This window comes from Mycolicibacterium wolinskyi, from assembly GCF_002101965.1.
In the GTDB taxonomy this organism is placed as follows: Bacteria; Actinomycetota; Actinomycetes; order Mycobacteriales; family Mycobacteriaceae; genus Mycobacterium; species Mycobacterium wolinskyi.
The window spans coordinates 162,272-181,091 of the sequence record NZ_LQQA01000034.1 but is presented as its reverse complement, the minus strand read 5'-3'; the positions used below and the strand labels follow the sequence as shown (position 1 = coordinate 181,091).

Genomic DNA, 18,820 nt, shown 5'->3' with positions numbered 1-18,820 from the left:
CCGACATCGAACAGGGCCTGAGCCAGGATGTCTCACCCGCGGACACGTCCGCGCGCACCGGCGTCCGGCGGGTGCTCTTGGTCTGGGACGCACCGAATCTCGACATGGGGCTGGGTTCGATCCTCGGGGGCCGCCCGACCGCCGCGCACCGGCCGCGTTTCGACGCGTTGGGCCGGTGGCTGTTGGCATACACCGCCGACCTTTCGGCCGCCTCCGCGGCCGAGGGCGAACCGACGATTTCCCTCGAGCCCGAAGCCACCGTCTTCACCAACATCGCCCCAGGTAGCGCGGATGTCGTCCGCCCATGGGTGGAGGCGTTGCGTAACGTGGGTTTCGCAGTCTTCGCAAAACCGAAGATCGATGACGACAGCGACGTCGACAGCGACATGCTCAACCACATCGCCCTGCGGAGGAGTGAGGGGCTGGCGGCGGTGTTGGTTGCCTCGGCGGATGGTCAGGCATTCCGGGAACCGCTTGAGGAAATCGCCCGTGAGGGCACACCCGTGCAGGTGCTTGGATTTCGCGAACATGCAAGCTGGGCGCTAGCGTCGGATACCTTGGAGTTTGTCGATCTGGAGGACATTCCTGGTGTTTTCCGGGAACCGCTGCCACGGATCGGCCTGGACTCGCTACCCGAGCAGGGCGCGTGGCTGCAGCCATTCCGGCCGTTGTCATCGCTACTGACCTCGCGTGTGTAACAACTGCAAATGACCGGTTTCAAGTGCGATATGCGGGTCACACAAGTTTTTTAGTTAGGAGCGTAAGTGTTCGCCTGGTGGGGTCGAACGGTGTACCGATTCAGGTACATCGTCATCGGTGTCATGGTGGCGCTATGCCTCGGTGGCGGCGTCTATGGGATAAGTCTGGGCGACAACGTCACCCAGAGCGGCTTCTACGACGAGGGCAGCCAGTCCGTCAAGGCCTCGCTCTTGGCCGACGAGGTGTACGGCCGTGACCGGACCAGCCACATCGTGGCGATCCTCACCCCGCCGGACGACAAGAAGGTCACCGACAAGGCCTGGCAGAAATCGGTCACCGAAGAGCTGGACAAATTCGTCGAGGACAACCCGGACCAGGTCGTCGGGTGGGTCGGGTGGCTGAAGGCGCCCGACACCACCGACCCGACGGTCAGCCAGATGAAGACGCAGGATTTGCGTCACACCTTCATCAGCGTGCCGCTCAACGGTGAGAACGACGACGAAATCCTCAAGAACTACCAGGCCATCGAGCCCGAGCTGCGGCAGGTCAACGGCGGCGACATCAAACTGGCGGGCCTCAACCCGCTCGCGAGCGAACTGACCGGAACCATCGGCACCGACCAGAAGCGTGCCGAGATCGCCATCATCCCGCTGGTGGCCGTCGTGCTGTTCTTCGTGTTCGGCGGCGCGGTCGCCGCGGCCCTGCCTGCGATCATCGGCGGCCTGACCATCGCAGGCGCATTGGGCATTCTGCGGCTCACCGCCGAATTCGGGCCCGTGCACTTCTTCGCCCAGCCGGTGGTGACGATGATGGGCCTAGGTATCGCGATCGACTACGGCCTGTTCATCGTGAGCCGGTTCCGGGAGGAACTCGCCGAAGGCTATGACACCGAGGCGGCCGTACGAAGATCTGTGATGACCTCCGGCCGAACGGTGGCGTTCTCCGCGGTGATCATCGTCGCGTCATCGATGCCGCTGCTGCTGATCCCGCTCGGCTTCCTGAAATCGATCACTTACGCGATCATCGCGTCGGTCATGTTGGCCGCGATCCTGTCGATCTCGGTGCTGCCTGCGGTTCTGGGCATTCTCGGCGCCCGTGTCGACGCACTGGGGGTTCGCACCCTGCTCAAGGTGCCGTTCCTGGCCAACTGGCCGTTCTCGCGCCGCATCATCGACTGGTTCGCGGAGAAGACCCAGAAGACCAAGACCCGCGAAGAAGTCGAGAGGGGCTTCTGGGGCAAGCTGGTCAACGTCGTGATGAAACGGCCCGTCGCGTTCGCCACGCCGATCCTCGTCGTGATGACTCTGCTCGTCATACCGATCGGTTCGCTCACGCTCGCGGGCATCAGCGAGAAGTATCTGCCGCCGGACAACTCGGTGCGGCAGTCCCAGGAGGAGTTCGACAAGCTCTTCCCCGGCTTCCGCACCGAACAGATCACGATGGTGATGCAGCGCGAGGACGGCGAACCGATCACCGACTCGCAGATCGCCGACATGCGGGCGAAGGCGCTGACCGTCCCCGGGTTCACCGATCCTGACAACGATCCCGATGCCATGTGGAAGGAACGCCCGGCCACCGACAGCGGATCGAAGGACCCGTCGGTGCGGGTGATCCAGAACGGCCTGGTGAACCGCGGCGACGCGGCGACGAATATCGAGGGGTTGCGCGCGCTGCAGCCGCCACACGGCATCACCGTTTATGTCGGTGGTACACCCGCGCTGGAGCAGGACAGTATCCACAGCCTGTTCTCCCGGCTGCCGTTGATGGTGACGATCCTGGTCATCACCACGACCGTCCTGATGTTCCTGGCCTTCGGGTCGATCGTGCTGCCCATCAAGGCCGCGTTGATGAGCGCGCTCACGCTTGGCTCGACGATGGGCATCCTTACCTGGATGTTCGTCGACGGCCATGGATCTGGCCTGTTGAACTACACACCACAGCCGCTCATGGCACCGATGATCGGGTTGATCATCGCGGTGATCTGGGGCCTGTCGACGGACTACGAGGTATTTCTGGTGTCCCGCATGGTGGAGGCCCGCGAACGCGGCATGTCCACCGCCGAGGCAATTCGGATCGGTACCGCGACCACGGGTCGGCTGATCACCGGCGCCGCCCTGGTCCTGGCCGTCGTCGCCGGCCCGTTCGCGTTCTCCGACCTGGTGATGATGAAATACCTTGCGTTCGGTCTGCTCATCGCACTTCTGTTGGACGCCACCGTCATTCGTATGTTCCTGGTGCCCGCGATCATGAAGCTGCTCGGCGACGATTGCTGGTGGGCGCCGCGCTGGATGAAGCGGATCCAGGAAAAGATCGGCCTCGGCGAGACCGAACTGCCCGACGAGCGCAAGCGTCCGACCGTGCGCGAGCCGGCCGACGACGAGCGTGCACTGGTGGGTGTCGGTGCCCCGCCACCACCACCCCGGCCGCACGATCCCACGCACCCGGGCGTCGATCCAAGCCGCCAGGCACCGCCGATGCGGACCAACGCGCCGTCGGCCGCAGGCACGGTACGGATCGGGCCGCCGCCGCAGCAGGCCGACGAGCCCGCGACAACGCGGTTCGCCATGGCGCGCAACGCCGTCCGTAACGCGGTCAACAGCGCGGTAAACACCGCGACCGGCAATGCCAACGCGCCGACGGCCCGCACGCCGCGACCCGGGGCCCAACCGGCTCCGCCGCCGCCCCCGCCGCCACCTGGCACTCCGCGCGAGGAACGCGAGATCGAGTCGTGGTTGGGTGCACTGCGTGGCGGGCCGGCGAACGGCCCGGCGAAGAGCACCCCGCCGCCACCTCCCCCGCCGGCACGCCCGTCGGCCGATGCGACGCGCGCGATGCCGCAGTCGCGGCAGGCGCCCGGCGACAACGCACCCACGACGGCGTTCAGCGCGCAGCGCCCGCCCGCGGGTGCCGATCCGGCGACCGAGAAGCTCAACACCCGCGAGACCGACGAGCCCAAGCGGCGCGGTGGCGGAATGAGCGCACAGGACCTGCTGCGGCGCGAGGGCCGGCTCTAGCCGCGGCTACTCGCGTTCGGACAGGTCGTCCGAGGGCGCTTCCAGGATGGTTTCGCCTTCGGTTTCCTGTCTGGCCTCTTCGGCGGCGGGATCTCGGGCCAGCAGCACGCGTGCCGAGCTGTTGAGGAACGCGACGGCCGGGACGGCGAGCAGCGCGCCGACGATTCCGGCGAGCACGCCGCCACCGGCGATCGCGAGCACCACGGCCAAGGGGTGGATCGACACGGCGCGGCCCATCACGAGCGGCTGCAACACGTGTCCTTCCAGCTGCTGGACCGCGATGATCAGCCCCAGGGTGATCAGCGCGTAGACGAAACCCTTGGACAGCAGCGCGACCACCACCGCGAAGAACCCGGCGACCACCGCGCCGACCAGCGGCACGAACGCGCCGAGGAACACCAGCGAGGCGAGCGGCAGCGCCAGCGGGATGCCCATGATCGCAAGGCCCGTGCCGATCCCGACCGCGTCGACGAGCGCGACGAGGAACGTCGCCCGCACATAGCCGACGAGTGAGTGAAAGCCGGCACGCCCGGCGTCGCGCACGCGTTCGCGAACGTGGTCGGGGAAGATCTTCGTCACGAACGCGAAGATGTTGCGCCCGCCCTGCAGCAGGAAGATCAGCGTGAACAACATCAGCAGCGCACCGGTCACGAGTTCGGTGAGCGTGCCCGCGGTGGACAGCGCACCCGTGGTCAGCTGCTCCTGGTTGCGCTGCAGCGCCTCGATCGCGGTGTTGCCCGCCTGGTCGATCTGCTCCCTGCTCAGGTGCAGCGGGCCCTCGATCAGCCAGTTGCGGACGCCGTCGATGCTGCGCGTCATCTGCTCCACGAGATCGGGCGCACCCTCGATGAACTGCGACACGACGAACGTCAGGATGCCGCCGACGATCGCGATGCCGGCCAGCAGCACGAGCGCCACCGCGGATCCGCGCGGCGCACCGCGGCGGTCCATGAAGTCGACGGCAGGCAGGAGCAACGCGGTGACCATGGTGGCCAGCGCCACCGGCACCACGAGCAGCTCGAGCCGTTTGACCAACCACAGCAACGCCACGACGGCGCCAAGGATGACCAACAGGCGCCATGACCAGGCTGCAGTCTTGCGAACGAGGGGCGTCACCGACTCATCGGCAACGGAATCCGAAAGCATGTCGGTAGCGTAGCCGCGGCGCGCCCGCCGAGCGGCGATGTCGGCACGACCTGCACGGCTACCCTTAGGGCGTGTCACACGACGCGCCGGCGGACACTGCCCGCGACCGGGCCGGCTCCACGCGCGGCAAGTACTGGTGGGTCCGCTGGGTGATCATCGCGATCGCGGTCACCGTGCTGGCGGTCGAGATCACGCTCGTGTGGGACCAGTTGGCGAAGGCGTGGAAGAGCCTGATCTCGGCGAACTGGTGGTGGGTGCTGGCCGCGGTGGTCGCCGCCCTTGCCTCGATCCACAGCTTCGCGCAGATCCAGCGGACGCTGCTGCGCTCGGCCGGCGTGAAGGTCAAGCAGTGGCGCTCGGAGGCCGCGTACTACGCGGCCAACGCGCTGTCGACCACCATGCCGGGCGGCCCGGTGCTGTCGGCGACCTTCACCTACCGCCAGCAGCGCATCTGGGGCGCCACTCCCCTGATCGCCTCGTGGCAGCTCGTGATGTCGGGCGTACTGCAGATCGTGGGGCTGGCGCTACTGGGGCTCGGCGGGGCGTTCCTGCTGGGAGCCAGCAAAAACCCACTGTCGCTTATCTTTTCGCTGGGCGGTCTGCTGGCCATCGTGCTGCTCGGTCAAGCTGTGGCGACCAAACCCGAACTGATCGACGGCATCGGCGCGAAAGTGCTGTCGTGGGCGAACTCGTTGCGCGGCAAGCCAACAGATACCGGGCTGGCGAAATGGCGAGAGATCCTGCAGCAACTGGAATCGGTCAGCCTCGGCCGGCGCGATCTGGGCTTGGCGTTCAGCTGGTCGATGTTCAACTGGATCGCCGACGTCGCCTGCCTGGCGTTCGCCTGCTATGCGACGGGCGGGCATCCGTCGCTGGCCGGCGTCACCGTGGCCTACGCGGCCGCCCGCGCGGTGGGCACGATCCCGTTGATGCCGGGCGGTCTGCTCGTGGTCGAGGCCGTGCTGGTACCCGGTCTGGTGTCGTCGGGCATGACGTTGGCCTCGGCCATCTCCGCGATGCTCATCTATCGGCTGGTCAGCTGGATCTTCATCTCCGCCATCGGTTGGGTGGTGTTCTTCTTCATGTTCCGGACCGAGAAGGACATCGACCCCGACGAGCCTGACGAGCCCGAGGCGGAGCCAAATCTGGACACGGCAGCCGAAAACGAAACCGAACGCTAGGAGACAGCCATGCGGGTCCGAACCCTCGCGTCCGGTACGGCGCTGCTCGCGCTCGCGCTGACGTCGTGTTCGTCGGCGGAGACGTCGCAGTCGGAGCCGACGACGACCACCACGCCTCCTCCGGTCGCGACTCCGGTGATCGGATCGGTTCTGGCAGCCCCGGTTCCGGTGCCCGCCACCGATGGCCGGACGCACCTGGCCTATGAGTTGATGCTGACCAACACGATGGCGAGCAACGTCACCCTGACGTCGGTGAGTGCACTGGCCGGCGATCGCAAGCTGCTCACGCTGTCCGGTGACAGCCTCAAATACTGGACTCGCCTCGTGGGAAGCCCGGCCGCCGGTGCGAATGTGCTCGGGCCGGGTCAGAGCGCATACGTGTGGCTCGACGTGGTCGCCGACGACCCCGCACAGGTTCCGACCGAACTCACCCACGCCGTCGGCGTCAAGGTCGCAAAACCCATGCCGCCGCTCATCCCGCCGGATCTGACCGAGACGGTCGCGCCGGTGTCGGTGCAGACGCGCAAACCGGTGTCGATCTCGCCACCGCTGGCCGGCGAGGATTGGGTGGACGCCAACAGCTGCTGCGACATGACCCCGCACCGGATGGCGCTCAACCCGATCAACGGAAAGGTCTGGGCCGCCGAGCGATTCGCGATCGACTACGTCCAGCTCGGCGCCGACCGCACGCTGTTCTCCGGCGACAAGGCCAAGGTCGAGAGCTACCCGTACTTCGGTGCCGAGATCCACGCGGTCGCCGACGGTCCGGTGGTCGCGGTGCTCGACGGCCTGCCGGAGCAGACCCCGGGCACGGCGCCCAGCGGGCTCGCGCTCAACGAATACGGCGGCAACCACATCGTGCAGGACATCGGCGACGGCAACTACGCGTTCTATGCCCACCTGCAACCGCACAGCCTCAAGGTCAAGGCGGGCGATCAGCTCAGCACCGGGCAGGTCATCGCCGCGCTGGGCAACTCCGGGAACTCCGATGCGCCGCACCTGCACTTCCACGTGATGGACGGCCCGGACCCGTTGGCGTCCAACGGCTTACCGTTCGTCCTCAAAGCATTCCGGCTCGACTCCCGGCTGGCCGGTATGGGGGCACTCGATCCGTTGATCGACGGCAGGCCCGTTACGCTGCAGCCAGGCTTCGCAGCCCGCGACCAATCCGAAGTCAGCCCACTGGTACTGGACGTGATGACCTATGCGACGAACTAGCACCCTTTCGCTCCTCACCGACGTGGTCTGCGTGGTGGTGTTCTGCACCATCGGACGGCGCAGCCACGACGAGGGCATCACCTTGGCGGGCGTCGCCGAGACCGCGTGGCCGTTCCTGGTGGGCACGGGCGTCGGCTGGCTGGTGTCCCGTGGTTGGCAGCGCCCGACCTCGTTGGCGCCCACCGGAATTGCGGTGTGGGTGTGCACGGTGGTGATCGGGATGCTGCTGCGCAAGCTCACGTCGGCCGGGGTGGCGGCGAGTTTCATCGTCGTCGCCTCGCTTGTCACCGGAGTGCTGCTGCTCGGGTGGCGCGCGGCGCTGACGGGCGTGCGCCGTCGCGCTCAGTCCGGCTGACCGGGTTCGGCCGCGGGCGACATCGAGATCGTCAGGGTGGCGCGCAAACCCCCGAGCGGCCCGTCGGACAACTGGATCTCACCGCCGTGCAGCTGAGCCTGCTGCGCGACGAGCGCGAGGCCCAGACCTGATCCCCCGCTGACGGCGGTGCTGCCGCGGCGGAACCGGCCGAGCACGGTTTCGTGCTCCTCGACCGGCAGACCCCGGCCGTTGTCGTCGACGACGATCGTCAGCATCTGCCCGCTGCGGTGGGCGGCCAGCACGATGCGGGTGGCCTCGCCGTGCGTGATGGCATTGCGCACCAGGTTGTCGACGGCGATCCGCAGGCCGCCCGGCCAGCCCAGCACGAGGCCGACGTCGTCGGCGACCTGAACGTCGATGCTCACCGGGCCGCCCGGTCGGCTGTTCTCTCTCGCAACCCGGTCGAGCATGTCGGTGATGTCGATGAGCTCGCGGTCCTCGGCCTGCGCCAACTGACCGGAGGCCAGCTGCCCCAACGCGGTGATGATGGCCTCCACGCGCCGCTGGGCGCGCGACAGGTCGGCGACCACCTCGTCACGCTCGTCCTCGGGCAGGTTGTGGATCCGCAGGGTGTCGAGGTCGGCCCGCATCGCGGTCAGCGGGGTGCGCAGCTCGTGGGCGGCGTTGGCGGCGAAATCCTGCGCTGCCTGAAGGGAATTCGTCGTTGCCCGCTGTGCGGCCGCCAGCCGGGTCAGCATCCCGGCCATCGCCTCGGAGAGGTCTTCGGCCTCACGGACGCCGCGCACCTCGGGCATCGTCTCGGTGCCGCTGCCGAGCTTGGAGGTGTGCTCGGTCAGCTTGCGCAGCGGCCGTATCGCCGGGCCGGCGAGCAGCCAGCCGAGCCCACCCGCGACGAGCACGGTGACCAACCCGACCGCGGCGTACAGCGGAATTCGGTTGGCGCTCAACAGGATACTGTCGGCGCGAATGCCGATCGACATCAGCACGCCGCCCTGCTGGTCGACCTGGATGGTGCGGACGCGATAGTCAACGCCGTTGACCTGGACGGTCTCGGTGCCCGGCGGCAGTGCAGGCAACTGGAAGCCGCGCTGGAACACCACCTGCCCCGTCGACCTGGACCGGCCCGTGGTGAGCACGCCGCGGCGCGGATCCTGCAGGTGTTCAGGGTTGATGCTGGCATCGACGATCGAGTCGAGCCTGCGGTCGAGTTGCGCCGCGTCGTTGTTGACGAGCACGAGCGAGGTCAGGATCGTGAACGCCGCGACGACCGCGGCAGCCGCTGCCGCGGACGCGACGGCCACCCTGGTACGCAGCGACGCAGAACGGATGAAGCGAAAGAGCCGCACCTAGTCGCGCGTCCCGGGCTCGATCGTCACGTTTCTTCCCTCAGCACGTACCCGATGCCGCGCACGGTGTGGATGACGCGGGGCACGCCCTCACGTTCGAGCTTGCGCCGCAGGTAGGAGATGAACACGTCGGCCACGTTGGTGTCGACGTCGAAGTCGTAGCCCCACACGAGTTCCAGCAGCCGCTGCCGGGACAACACCACCCCGGCGTTCTCGGCGAGAACCGCCAGCAGGTCGAACTCCCGCTTGGTCAGGTCTGCGCGTTCACCGCCGACGAACACGAGACGCCGGGCGGTGTCGATGGTCAGCGGCCCGACGGTCATCGTGTCGGAGGGCCGGTCGGAATGGCTGGCACGGCGCAGCAGCGCGTGCAGTCGCGCCACGAGCTCGCCGAGATCGAACGGTTTGGTCAGATAGTCGTCGGCGCCCGCCTCCAGGCCGGCGATGCGGTCGTTGACCGTGTCGCGGGCCGACAGCACGCAGATGGGTATGTCATTGCCCAGCGCACGCAGCGCGGTGACCACGGCAACCCCGTCCAGTTCGGGCATCTGGACGTCCAGAACGAGCGCGTCATGCGACTCGTTCGACAGCAGCCGCAACGCTTCCTTGCCGGACGCCGCGACCCGAACGTCGAAACCCGAATGCCGCAATCCGCGGGCAACCGAGGTCCTGACGTCCGGGTCGTCGTCGACCATCAGCACCGTTCGATTCACGCCGTCGGGCGTGTGTGGTCCTTCGCCGCCGGCGGGGATGGTTTCCGCCCGCACTCGGACTACGGGGTTTCAGGCGCCGGAGCGGTACCGCAGCGGTTCTTCAGGTCGACGAGCGGCTGACGGATGCCGGTCAGCTCGGCCTTCACCTGCTGGTTCTGCTCCAGGTAGTCGTGGACCTTGGTACGGACCTCTTCGCGGGGCAGGCCCTCGAGGCTCGTGAAGAAGTTGTTCACATCGGGATGGGTGAACAGGTAGGCCGAGGTCGACGCCGACACCCCGGCGGCCACACCGGCCAGATCGGCGGCCGTGCAGTTCGGGGGATTGGGCGCCGGTTCGGCCAGGGCCGACGGGACAGCACCGAACAGCATCGCACCGGCGACTGCGCCGGCGCCGGCCGCGCCAGCTACTACACGCCGGGCATTTCGGGCCGAGAGCAACATGGTCAAGCTCCTTCATCGGATGTGGATGGCCGTAACGCCAAACGGTTACCGGCTTAGGAAAGCTAAGCAGAATCTGTGGAGAGTTTCTTGCCTTGTGCTCAACCAATCGTGAGAACGTCGGAACCCGCAGTTCAGAACGACTGCTGTCGACGACGCGACGGGTCCGTTTTCAGCGACCGATGACGCTCGCGGGTCCGGGGAGCGGGCCCGCGCCCTGGGTCACCGCCGACGCGGGCGACGACTGGGCCGGCACCGAAGCGCTCGGCACCCCGACGGTCTGTGCCGACGGAAGCCCTCCTGGCAAACCTCCGGGAAGCGTGGCACCCTGCTGCTGGGCGGCCTGCATCAACCCGAGCAGTTGCGGGAGCGTGACCGGCAGCTTGCACTTCGTGCCGAGGCTCTGCAACGGCTGCTGCAGTTGCTGCATGTCCTTGGCCACCTGCGGGTTGGCATCGAAGTAGGCCTTCAGGGAAGCGAGCGTCTGCGGCCCGGCCTGCTGCTGCAGGATCGTGGTCAGCGCCTGGTTGGTCTGCGGATGCGAGTCGAGGTAGTCACCGGTGTTGGTGGCCACCTTGCCGACCGTCCTCGACACCTCACTCGCCGCGCACGGATCGGATGCGGCGGTAGCCGATGGCCCCAAGAGCGCGGCGACGGCGGCGCCTCCAGCCGCGGTGGCCGCGAACGCGACGGCCAGTTTGCGACGCAGTTCACCCTTGGTCGGTTTCATGGAAGTGCTCCTTCGAGTTTGCGAACGTTTACTTCCTCGCAAACGCTGCGATCGGCGGCATGACAGAACTCGGGCCCCCGACGCTCATCTAGATCGAGGGCCATCTTGCCATCTATGTCGCCGGGCCAACCACTTCCGTTAGCAACTCCACAGGTAACGGAAAGCACGTCTCGGAGCGATCTCAGATGCGGAGAGCGGCGGGCCACCATACTCCCGTGGAGGTACGCTCACGCTGACGCAACGCCGCCGGGGGAGAAAGAAGGGGCCTCGCATCCAGCAGTTCATGATGCGCTTGAGCAGCAGCCTGCGCAGATTCCGCTGGGCGGTGTTCGCGACGTGGCTGCTGCTACTGGTGCCCTCGATCTACCTGGCACTCAATCAGTCGTCGAATCTGACCGGTGGCGGGGCCGAGGTCGAGGGTTCGCAGTCGCTGCAGGTACAGCGGCAACTCGAGGAACACTTTCCCGATCAGGGGTCGTCACCTCTCGCGCTGGTCGCCGCCCCGCGAGCGGATGCGTCGTTCGACGACATGAACGCCGCGGTGGTGCGACTGGAGCGGGTCGCATCCGAGGTGCCGAGCGTCAAGATCGTGCCCAATCCGCAGCAGCCCGCGCCACAGCCCGACCGGCCCTATGTCATCACCCTGCAACTGGACTTCGACAACACCGGAGCCACCGACGTCGCCAAGCAGCTGCGCCAGAAGGTCGGGATACACGGCGAGGAACCCGGCGAGAGCGAGAACGGCAAGGTCAAGTACTACGTCATCGGTCAGGGCGCGCTGAGCGCGGCCGCCTCGGGGGCGATCAAGACCGACATCGCCCAGGCCGAGAAGTGGAACCTGCCGATCGTCCTGATCGTGCTGCTCGCCGTGTTCGGCTCGCTGGCCGCCGCCGCGCTGCCGCTCGTGCTCGGCATCTGCACGGTCGTGGTGACGATGGGCTTGGTCTATCTGCTGTCGATGTACACCACCATGAGCGTGTTCGTGACATCGACGGTGTCGATGTTCGGCATCGCCCTCGCCATCGACTATTCGCTGTTCATCCTGATGCGGTTCCGCGAGGAACTGCGCGCGGGCCGCGAGCCCGCCGATGCCGTCGACGCGGCGATGGCCACGTCGGGACTCGCGGTTGCGCTGTCCGGCCTGACGGTCATCGCCTCGGTCACCGGCATCTACCTCATCAACACCCCGGTGCTCGTGTCGATGGCAACCGGCGCGATCCTCGCGGTCGCGGTCGCGGTGTTGACCTCGACGACGCTGACACCCGCGGTACTCGCGACGTTCGGCCGCGCGGCCGCCAAACGTTCGTCGTACCTGCACTGGTCGCGGCGCGCCGAAGCCACGCAGTCGCGGTTCTGGACCCGCTGGACCGGCGCGGTGATGCGCCGCCCGTGGGCATCGGCGCTGGGTGCCGTCGTGCTGCTGCTGGCGCTCGCCGCCCCGGCCTTCGGGATGGTGCTCGGCAACAGCATGCAGCGTCAGTTCGAACCGACCCACGAGATCCGCGGCGGGGTCAACGCCGCGGCCGACGCGCTCGGGCCCGGCGCGCTCGGGCCCGTGCGCGTGCTCGTGACGTTCCCCGACGGGAACGCGTCGGGGCCTGCGGGTACCGCGACGCTCGACGCGGTACGCCAGCAGATGACCAAGGCGCCGAGCGTCGTGACGGTGCAGCCGCCGGTGTTCGCCGACAACGACGACAGCGCCCTGCTGTCGGCGGTGCTGTCGGTGGATCCCGAGGACATGGCCGCCCGTGAGGCGGTCGACTGGATGCGGGCCGAGCTCCCCGCGGCCGCCGGGCCCGACGTGTCCGTGGCCGTCGGCGGCCCCACCGCACTGATCAAAGACTTCGACGACCGGGTGTCCGCCACGCAGCCGCTGGTGTTCGCGTTCGTCGCGATGATTGCGTTCGTCATGCTGCTGGTGTCGATCCGGTCGGTGTTCCTTGCGCTCAAGGGCGTGCTGATGACGGTGCTGTCGGTGGCCGCGGCCTACGGCAGCCTGGTGGCCGTCTTCCAGTGGGGCTGGTTCGAGAAGCTGGGCTTTGAGAAGATCAGCTCGCTCGACAGCACCATCCCGCCCCTGGTCCTGGCCATGACGTTCGGCCTGTCGATGGACTACGAGATCTTCCTGCTCACCCGGATCCGGGAACGGTTCCTGCAAACCAACAACACTCGCGACGCCGTCGCATACGGCGTCAGCACGAGCGCGCGCACCATCACAAGCGCGGCACTGATCATGATCGCGGTTTTCATCGGCTTCGCATTTGCCGGCATGCCGCTCGTGGCACAGCTGGGCGTGGCCTGTGCGGTCGCGATCGCCGTCGACGCCACAGTCGTGCGGCTGGTCCTCGTGCCCGCGTTGATGGCGATGTTCGATGAGTGGAACTGGTGGCTGCCGCGCTGGCTGGACAAGTTGCTGCCCGAGGTCGACTTCGAGAAGCCGCTGCCCAAGGTCGAGGTCACCGATCTGGTCATCATCCCCGACGACATCTCGGCCCTCGGCCCGTCGGGCGCCGATCTGCGCATGATGGTACGAACCGCCGCGCGCATGAAAAGCCTTGCACCGCAGACCATCATCGTCACCGATCCGTTGGCGTTCAGCGGCTGCCACCAGCCGACCACGCGACTTTCACAGCGTCCCGGCAAGGCCAAACCGTGCCCGCCCGGTGTGCATCCGGTGACGATGTGGCGCGGCCGGCTCTCGGTTGCCGTGGATGCGCTCGAAACCGAGGCCGACGCGGAACGGGCGCCCGTCGAACGCCGCGGCCCGGTCGAGACGACCAACGTCCAGCTGCCCACCGGGGACCGGCTGCAGATCCCGACCGGCGCGGAAACGCTGCGGTTGAAGGGCTATCTGATCATGTGCCGGAACAGCACCCGCGACTATGCCGAGTTTGCCGATCTTGTCGAGTCGATGGAAACTGAAACTGCAGCTCTGGTGTTGTCGGGCATGGACCGGTATTACTGTGGGCAGCACCCACGGAATCGATGGGTGTCCACCCAGTTGGTACGCCGGTTGGCCGACCCACAGCCGTCCGACGAGCACGACGTGAGAATGTCGGGACCCGACGCGGCTGCAGACTGGGCAAAGGTCAGGCAGCGTTGCCTGTCGGTTGCGGTAGCAATGCTGGAGGAGGCGAAGTGACGTTGGCCCCCGACGTTCGGGTTGCGCGGGATGCGCGTCGCGAAGGCGTTCCGCCGAGTCAACAGTCTTCGGGCCGGTCTTCGGGCCAACGCTCCCAGGCTCTGCGCCCGCAGGGACAGCGCCCGCAGAACGCCCGGCAGCGGCCGGCGCAGGGCGCCCAGCAGCAGCCGCCGCGACAGCCCCCGTTCGACGACCGCCCGGTCGAGTACTGGCCCACCGCCGCGATCCGCGCCGCGCTGGAAACCGACGACATGACGGTGTGGCAGCGGATCGTGGCCGCGGTCAAGCGCGACCCCTATGGCCGCACCGCGCGCCAGGTCGAGGAAGTGCTCGAAACCGCGCGCCCGTACGGCGTTTCCAAGGCTTTGTCGGAGGTGCTCGTGCGCACCCGCGAGCATCTTGAGGCGACCGAGCGCGCCGAGGTGGCCCGCCAGATCCAGGCGATGCTGCGGCGCTCCAAGCTCGAACCGCAGGAGTTCGCGTCGCGCATAGGGGTTTCCAACGAGTCGTTCGCGACGTACCTGGAGGGCAAGACCAGCCCGCCGGCGTCGCTGCTGCTGCGGATGCAGCGGCTCTCGGACCGGTTCGCCAAGATCGCCGCGCAGCGCGCCGCGAAGTAGCATTCCGGATCTTCCCGACGCCGAGGTCCGCGAGGGCCAGTTCTATCGCGTCGTTCTCGGTGCCGAGCGGGTGGTCTGCTATCCGCGCACGCCGGCGGCCGCTGCTCGTCTCGGCGACCGAGCCAAGCGACTGCGCATCGTGTCGGCCCTCGATCTCGGTGTCGATGTGCCCGAGCCCATCGCGGAATCTGCCCCGGGCGAGCCCCCGTATCTGGTGTTGAGCCGCATCGCGGGTGAACCCCTGCAACCGGCCTTCTTCGACGAGCCGCGAGTCGCCGAACAGTGCGGCCGGTTACTCGCCCGACTGCAGCGCGCCGGCGCCGACCCGGCGGTCCGTGCGGCGTTGCCGGTCGCGGGCGCCGACCGGTGGCGGCAGTTCGCGGACGCGGTGCGCGCCGAGCTCTACCCGCGCATGTCGACGGCCGGTCGTGACCGCGCCGAGGACGAGTTGGCGGCCGCGGCCACGCTGCCGCACCTCACCGCGGCCGTCGTGCACGGTGATCTCGGTGGCGAGAATCTGCTGTGGCGGCACGACGCCGACGGCCCTCGCCTGTCCGGCGTAATCGACTGGGATTCGGTGATGTTGGGCGATCCCGCCGAAGATATTGCCGCACTTGCGGCGAGCTTCGGCCCGCCGGTGCTCGAGCACCTCGCGGGTTCCGATCCGTCGCTGCTGGGTCGGGTGGCCGCAATACGCGCGACGTTCGCCCTGCAGCAAGCGCTCGACGGACACCTCGACGGCGACGAGGCGGAACTCGCTGCCGGGCTCGCCGGTTACGTCTGACGCCGGCTCACCGCGAGTGCAGCGGCGTCACGTTGTCGACGAGCCAGCGGCCGTCGGACTTGCTCAACGTGACCCGCAGCGCCAGCACCGCATTGTCGGTCGGTTTGCCCGGCACACTCTGCGTACCGCGCAGCACCACGGCCACGCTGGCGGCCTGCGGTCCGAGGGCCTCGACACCCGCCGATATGGTGCTGGCCTGCGCCGAGACGTTGCGGCTCGTCAAATCCTTTGCGACCGTGGCGAACTCGTTCTTGAACGCCTCGGCGCGCTCGGGTGACATCTGACCGGCCGCGCGGTCGATCGACGCCGTCGGACTCTGCGGGGTGAACGTCGCGGTGGCCTCCGAGACGCTGCTGGCGATCCGCACGACCTCGCCCCGGTCCTGCTCGAAGGTCCGGTCGGGCACGGTCCAGCGCAGGTAGCCCACGACCACCGCGGCGATCAGCGCGGCGGTGGCCACGCCGACCACCGCGAGCCGCAAACCCGGTCCGTCGTCGTCGGTGCCGACCGTGACGCCGTCGCGCCGGGCCAACACGACGTTGACGACGACGCCCTGCACGATCAGCACACACAGCACCGAGCACACCGAGACCCACCACAGCGGCCAGGCCAGGGCGACGCCCAGGAAGACGAGTGCGGCGATCGCGGCGAGTGGTGCGGCGATGTCGAAGGCCAGTACCCGAAGTCGGTTTCTCATCGGATCGGCTCCAGTCGCGAGATCATCAGCGCTCCGTCGACGTCCGAGACGTCCAACCGCAGTGTCCATCGCACGGTTTGAGGCTTGTCCGTGCCTGCGTTCTCGGTGACCGACGTGGCGACCACGAGCACGGTGTCCACTCGCGACACCATGCCGCTCAATCCGGGCGGCGGCCCGGGCTGCGCGGCGCCGTCCGGACCGGTGGGCGGGTGGTAGAGGGATTCGATGGACACCGAGTCGATCTGCCCGGAGGTCCTCGACTTGAGCCGCTGCACCAGGTCCCGGTACGGCTGCACGGCGGAATCGAAGTCGGTGTTGAGCTGCCCGACGGTGCCCTCGTGCAGTTTCTGCATGTCGGTTTCGACGGTGTCGGCGTTCATGTTGATCAGCACGCCGGTCCAATCGGCCGCGGCCTGCAGCACGCGCGTCTGATAGTTGCGCTCGGCGACGTCGCTGCGATGCCCGGACCAGATCATCGCCGCGAGCACGACGGCGGCCACCGCGATGACGCCCAGCACTGCCGACGCGACCCCGTAAGCAGTGAACATTCCGTCACCGCGGTCGGGGGCCTCGTCGGGTCCGTCCTTGCTGGGCGCGTCTGGCATGGCCGTGAGGGTACCGGTGCGCCGCAAGCCCCCGGCCACCGCCGAGGCGTCTGGAAGAATGTCGGGGTGACGGTAGAAGCCATCAAGTCGGGTATCGACCTGAGCCATGTCGACCCGCAATCCCGCCCTCAAGACGATCTGTTCGGCCACGTCAACGGCCGCTGGTTGACCGACTACGAGATTCCCGCCGACCGGGCCACCGATGGCGCGTTCCGCTCGCTCTACGACCGCGCCGAGGAGCAGATCCGCGATCTGATCACCGAAGCAGCTGAGTCCGGGGCCGAGAAAGGCACCGATGAACAGCGCATCGGCGATCTCTATGCCAGCTTCATGGACGAGCAGACGATCGCCGAGCGTGGTCTGCAGCCCTTGCTCGACGAACTCGCGTTGATCGACGACGCCCCGGACGCGGCCGCGCTCGCCGTCGTAATGGGCGGGTTGCAGCGCACCGGCGTCGGAGGTGGTACCGGCGTGTACGTCGACACCGATTCCAAGGATTCGACGCGCTACCTGCTGCACATGGGCCAGTCGGGCATCGGCCTGCCCGACGAGTCGTACTACCGCGACGAACAGCACGCCGAGATCCTGGCCGGCTATCCGCAGCACATCGCCCGCATGTTCGGGCTGGTGTACGGCGGGGACCAGGCCGAGACGGCGGCGCGCATCGTGGCGCTGGAATCCAAGATCGCCGCAGCCCACTGGGACGTGGTCAAGCGCCGCGACGCCGATCTCACCTACAACCTGCGGCGGTTCGCCGAGCTCTCCGACGACGCCCCGGGCTTCGACTGGTCGGGTTGGGTGCAGGCCCTCGGCGCGACGCCGGACAAGGTCGCCGAGCTGGTCGTGCGTCAGCCCGATTTCCTGACGGCATTCGCCGCGCTGTGGTCCTCGGAAGATCTAGAGGACTGGAAAGCGTGGGCGCGCTGGCGGGTGATCCACTCGCGTGCCGCGCTGCTCACCGACGATCTCGTCGCCGAGGACTTCTCGTTCTACGGCCGCACGCTGAGCGGCACCGAGCAGATCCGCGACCGGTGGAAGCGCGCGGTGTCGGTGGTGGAGAACCTCATGGGCGACGCACTGGGCAAGCTCTATGTGCAGCAGCACTTTCCGCCCGAGGCCAAGGCCCGTATGGACGAGCTGGTGGCCAACCTGCGTGAGGCGTACCGGGTCAGCATCAACGAGCTCGAGTGGATGACCCCGGAGACCAGGGCCAAGGCGCTGGCCAAGCTCGACAAGTTCACCCCGAAGATCGGCTATCCGGCCCGCTGGCGCGACTACTCGGCGCTGGTGATCGAGCGCGACGACCTGTACGGGAACTACCGCCGCGGCTACGTCGTGAGCTCCGACCGCGAGCTCGCCAAGCTGGGCGGACCGGTGGATCGCGACGAGTGGTTCATGACGCCGCAGACGGTCAACGCCTACTACAACCCCGGCATGAACGAGATCGTCTTTCCCGCAGCCATTCTGCAGCCGCCGTTCTTCGACGCGCAAGCCGACGACGCCGCGAACTACGGCGGCATCGGCGCGGTGATCGGTCACGAGATCGGTCATGGCTTTGACGATCAGGGCGCCAAGTACGACGGTGACGGCAATCTGGTCGACTGGTGGACCGACGCCGACCGGGCCGAATTCGGTGCGCGCACAAAGGCTCTCATCGAGCAGTACGAGCAGTTCACGCCTCGTGGCCTTGACCCCGCACACCATGTGAATGGCGCCTTCACGGTCGGCGAGAACATCGGCGATCTCGGCGGGCTGTCGATCGCGCTGCTGGCCTACCAGCTCTCGCTCAAGGGCGAGCCGGCCCCGGTTATCGACGGGCTCACCGGCGTGCAGCGCGTGTTCTTCGGCTGGGCTCAGGTGTGGCGCACCAAATCCCGTGACGCCGAGGCGATCCGGCGCTTGGCGGTGGATCCGCATTCCCCGCCGGAGTTCCGGTGCAACGGCGTCATCCGCAACATCGACTCGTTCTACGAGGCGTTCGACGTGAGCGAGTCCGACGAGCTCTACCTGGAGCCCGCCGCGCGCGTTCGCATCTGGAACTGACCGCCGCCGCACTCTCCTCGCGCGAGCAGACGTGAACGTACCCTGGAATGCGCGTTCCCGGGTACCTGCGCGTCTGCTCGGCGAGGGAACTCAACGGTAACGAAAAAG

Annotated in this window: 16 protein-coding genes; 9 read left to right on the top strand and 7 right to left on the bottom strand. The window is 67.7% G+C overall.

The annotated features are described in order from the left end of the window. The first annotated feature begins 17 nt into the window (after positions 1-17). Positions 18-698 (top strand): NYN domain-containing protein, encoded by a 681-nt coding sequence (locus AWC31_RS34925; protein ID WP_234790830.1) that lies wholly within the window; start codon positions 18-20, stop codon positions 696-698. A gap of 66 nt (positions 699-764) precedes the next feature. Continuing rightward, positions 765-3,713: a trehalose monomycolate exporter MmpL3 gene (gene mmpL3, locus AWC31_RS34920; RefSeq protein ID WP_085150222.1), complete on the top strand. Its 2,949-nt coding sequence runs from the start codon at positions 765-767 to the stop codon at positions 3,711-3,713. A 6-nt stretch (positions 3,714-3,719) separates the two neighbouring features. On the opposite strand, the gene AWC31_RS34915 is transcribed toward mmpL3, so the two are convergent. Next, complete coding sequence (locus AWC31_RS34915) at positions 3,720-4,859, bottom strand: AI-2E family transporter (protein ID WP_067848612.1); 1,140 nt, start codon at positions 4,857-4,859, stop codon at positions 3,720-3,722. Positions 4,860-4,930: 71 nt separating this feature from the next. Between AWC31_RS34915 and AWC31_RS34910 the strand changes: the two genes are divergently transcribed. The 3 genes from AWC31_RS34910 to AWC31_RS34900 are packed head-to-tail and all read left to right on the top strand — an operon-like array spanning position 4,931 to position 7,613. Then, a complete protein-coding gene (locus AWC31_RS34910; RefSeq protein WP_085150220.1) occupies positions 4,931-6,040 on the top strand; it encodes a lysylphosphatidylglycerol synthase transmembrane domain-containing protein in 1,110 nt (369 codons plus the stop codon). Positions 6,041-6,049: 9 nt separating this feature from the next. Beyond that, positions 6,050-7,258: a M23 family metallopeptidase gene (locus AWC31_RS34905; RefSeq protein WP_085150218.1), complete on the top strand. Its 1,209-nt coding sequence runs from the start codon at positions 6,050-6,052 to the stop codon at positions 7,256-7,258. Then, positions 7,245-7,613, top strand: a complete 369-nt coding sequence (locus AWC31_RS34900) for a DUF3054 domain-containing protein (protein ID WP_085150216.1) — start codon at positions 7,245-7,247, stop codon at positions 7,611-7,613. The genes AWC31_RS34905 and AWC31_RS34900 overlap by 14 nt, the downstream gene beginning before the upstream one ends. Here the strand turns inward: AWC31_RS34900 and AWC31_RS34895 are convergent. The 4 genes from AWC31_RS34895 to AWC31_RS34880 form a co-directional block, all read right to left on the bottom strand. Continuing rightward, positions 7,601-8,941 (bottom strand): HAMP domain-containing sensor histidine kinase, encoded by a 1,341-nt coding sequence (locus AWC31_RS34895; RefSeq protein ID WP_067848625.1) that lies wholly within the window; start codon positions 8,939-8,941, stop codon positions 7,601-7,603. The two genes, AWC31_RS34900 and AWC31_RS34895, sit on opposite strands and share 13 nt — an antisense overlap. A 26-nt stretch (positions 8,942-8,967) precedes the next feature. Continuing rightward, positions 8,968-9,636 (bottom strand): response regulator transcription factor, encoded by a 669-nt coding sequence (locus AWC31_RS34890; RefSeq protein WP_198538857.1) that lies wholly within the window; start codon positions 9,634-9,636, stop codon positions 8,968-8,970. Positions 9,637-9,713: 77 nt separating this feature from the next. Next, a complete protein-coding gene (locus AWC31_RS34885) occupies positions 9,714-10,094 on the bottom strand; it encodes a heme-binding protein (RefSeq protein ID WP_085150212.1) in 381 nt (126 codons plus the stop codon). 169 nt (positions 10,095-10,263) lie between these two features. Beyond that, a complete protein-coding gene (locus AWC31_RS34880) occupies positions 10,264-10,821 on the bottom strand; it encodes a hemophore (protein ID WP_085150210.1) in 558 nt (185 codons plus the stop codon). A 283-nt stretch (positions 10,822-11,104) separates the two neighbouring features. Here AWC31_RS34880 and AWC31_RS34875 point away from each other — a divergent pair, with 283 nt between their 5' ends. The 3 genes from AWC31_RS34875 to AWC31_RS34865 are packed head-to-tail and all read left to right on the top strand — an operon-like array spanning position 11,105 to position 15,367. After that, positions 11,105-13,963, top strand: coding sequence for an MMPL family transporter (locus tag AWC31_RS34875; protein ID WP_085150208.1), 2,859 nt, complete (start codon positions 11,105-11,107; stop codon positions 13,961-13,963). Next, the gene (locus tag AWC31_RS34870; RefSeq protein ID WP_165766107.1) at positions 13,960-14,583 is read left to right on the top strand and encodes a hypothetical protein; all 624 of its coding nucleotides are present in this window, start codon (positions 13,960-13,962) and stop codon (positions 14,581-14,583) included. The genes AWC31_RS34875 and AWC31_RS34870 overlap by 4 nt, the downstream gene beginning before the upstream one ends. 1 nt (position 14,584) lies before the next feature. Further along, entirely contained in the window at positions 14,585-15,367 is a 783-nt protein-coding gene (locus AWC31_RS34865) for a phosphotransferase family protein (RefSeq protein WP_085150206.1), read from the top strand. Positions 15,368-15,374: 7 nt separating this feature from the next. On the opposite strand, the gene AWC31_RS34860 is transcribed toward AWC31_RS34865, so the two are convergent. Further along, complete coding sequence (locus AWC31_RS34860) at positions 15,375-16,064, bottom strand: hypothetical protein (RefSeq protein WP_085150204.1); 690 nt, start codon at positions 16,062-16,064, stop codon at positions 15,375-15,377. Continuing rightward, positions 16,061-16,669 carry an Rv1363c family protein gene (locus AWC31_RS34855; protein ID WP_085150308.1) on the bottom strand — a complete coding sequence of 203 codons (609 nt, stop codon included), beginning with the start codon at positions 16,667-16,669 and terminating at the stop codon, positions 16,061-16,063. Before AWC31_RS34855 ends, AWC31_RS34860 begins: the two co-directional genes overlap by 4 nt. A gap of 66 nt (positions 16,670-16,735) precedes the next feature. Between AWC31_RS34855 and AWC31_RS34850 the strand changes: the two genes are divergently transcribed. Further along, the gene (locus tag AWC31_RS34850; RefSeq protein WP_085150202.1) at positions 16,736-18,712 is read left to right on the top strand and encodes a M13 family metallopeptidase; all 1,977 of its coding nucleotides are present in this window, start codon (positions 16,736-16,738) and stop codon (positions 18,710-18,712) included. The last annotated feature ends 108 nt before the right edge of the window (positions 18,713-18,820 follow it).

What these genes read in the sequence shown, in the direction of transcription:
- AWC31_RS34875 (WP_085150208.1), top strand. Translation starts at nt 11,105, where the DNA reads ATGATGCGCTTGAGCAGCAGCCTGCGCAGATTCCGCTGGGCGGTGTTC.
- AWC31_RS34890 (WP_198538857.1), bottom strand. Translation starts at nt 9,636, where the DNA reads ATGGTCGACGACGACCCGGACGTCAGGACCTCGGTTGCCCGCGGATTG.
- AWC31_RS34880 (WP_085150210.1), bottom strand. Translation starts at nt 10,821, where the DNA reads ATGAAACCGACCAAGGGTGAACTGCGTCGCAAACTGGCCGTCGCGTTC.
- AWC31_RS34885 (WP_085150212.1), bottom strand. Translation starts at nt 10,094, where the DNA reads ATGTTGCTCTCGGCCCGAAATGCCCGGCGTGTAGTAGCTGGCGCGGCC.
- AWC31_RS34855 (WP_085150308.1), bottom strand. Translation starts at nt 16,669, where the DNA reads ATGCCAGACGCGCCCAGCAAGGACGGACCCGACGAGGCCCCCGACCGC.
- AWC31_RS34915 (WP_067848612.1), bottom strand. Translation starts at nt 4,859, where the DNA reads ATGCTTTCGGATTCCGTTGCCGATGAGTCGGTGACGCCCCTCGTTCGC.
- AWC31_RS34860 (WP_085150204.1), bottom strand. Translation starts at nt 16,064, where the DNA reads ATGAGAAACCGACTTCGGGTACTGGCCTTCGACATCGCCGCACCACTC.
- AWC31_RS34900 (WP_085150216.1), top strand. Translation starts at nt 7,245, where the DNA reads ATGCGACGAACTAGCACCCTTTCGCTCCTCACCGACGTGGTCTGCGTG.
- AWC31_RS34905 (WP_085150218.1), top strand. Translation starts at nt 6,050, where the DNA reads ATGCGGGTCCGAACCCTCGCGTCCGGTACGGCGCTGCTCGCGCTCGCG.